1 protein-coding gene is annotated in these 997 nt (G+C 71.8%); it reads right to left on the reverse strand.

Annotated elements, in window-relative coordinates:
- Positions 1-868 (reverse strand): amidase (locus tag G3N92_RS34395; RefSeq protein WP_339385900.1); only part of this gene is annotated, 868 nt, incomplete at its 3' end.
- Positions 869-997: the final 129 nt, after the last annotated feature.

Consider the following 997-nt stretch of genomic DNA (forward strand, 5'->3'; position numbering starts at 1 on the left):
CGAGCTGCCCGGCGAGCCGCAGCAGGATGTCCTCGCGCGCGAAGCCGGCCGCGAACTGCAGGCCGATCGGCAGGCCCGATTGCGGATGCGTTTCGAGCGGCACCGACATCGCCGGCACGCCCGCCACGTTGAACGGCGGCGTGAACGGCGCATGGCCGAACACGCGCGCGGTCCATTCGCGGCCCGTCAGCGCGTCGGCGCCCGCGCCGTACTCGCCGATGGCGGGCGGCATCTGCGGCAGCGTGGGCGTGAGCAGCACGTCCACCGCGTCGAACCAGCCGCCCACGGCGCGCGCCACCGTGTTGCGCCCCGCCAGCGCCGCCGCGAATTCCGAGGCGCGCGCCGTCTGGCCGTGACGGAAGCAGGCCAGCGTGGACGGCTCGAGCGTCGTGAGATCGATCGGGCGGCCGGTGGCTGCGGCCAGCCCCTCGATCCAGCCGACCAGCGTGGCCGTCCAGATCGTCGCGTTCAAGTCGACGAACGCCTCCCACGACAGGCCGAGCGACGGCCGCATCTCGATCACCGTGTGGCCGAGGTCTTCGAGCAGTTGCACCGTGGACCGCGTGGCGGCGGCGATGGCGGGATCGGTGCGGCGCCCGTCCCAGGCATCGGTCATCACGCCGATCGTCAGCGCGTCCGGCTCGCGGCTCACTTCCGACAGGAAACTGCGCGGCGGCGCGGCCGTCACGTACGGATCGCCGCTCGCGTGGCCGTGGATCGCGTCGAGCAGCGCGGCGCTGTCGCGCACGCTGCGGCTCACGCCCAGTTGCACACCGAAGCCCGCGAACACCTCGTCGAGCGCGGGGCCGTTCGAGCTGCGCCCGCGCGTGGGCTTCAGGCCGAACAGGCCGGTGCTGGCGGCCGGCACGCGGATCGAGCCGGCCGCGTCCGTCAGATCGGAAGAGCGTCGGGTCGGGAAAGGAGGCTGCTGGCGGTGTAGATCTCTGTGGTCGTCGTATCATTAACACTCAGACAACCATCATACACCTAGCACCAA

This window comes from Burkholderia sp. Ac-20379, from assembly GCF_017104645.1.
Lineage (GTDB): Bacteria > Pseudomonadota > Gammaproteobacteria > Burkholderiales > Burkholderiaceae > Burkholderia.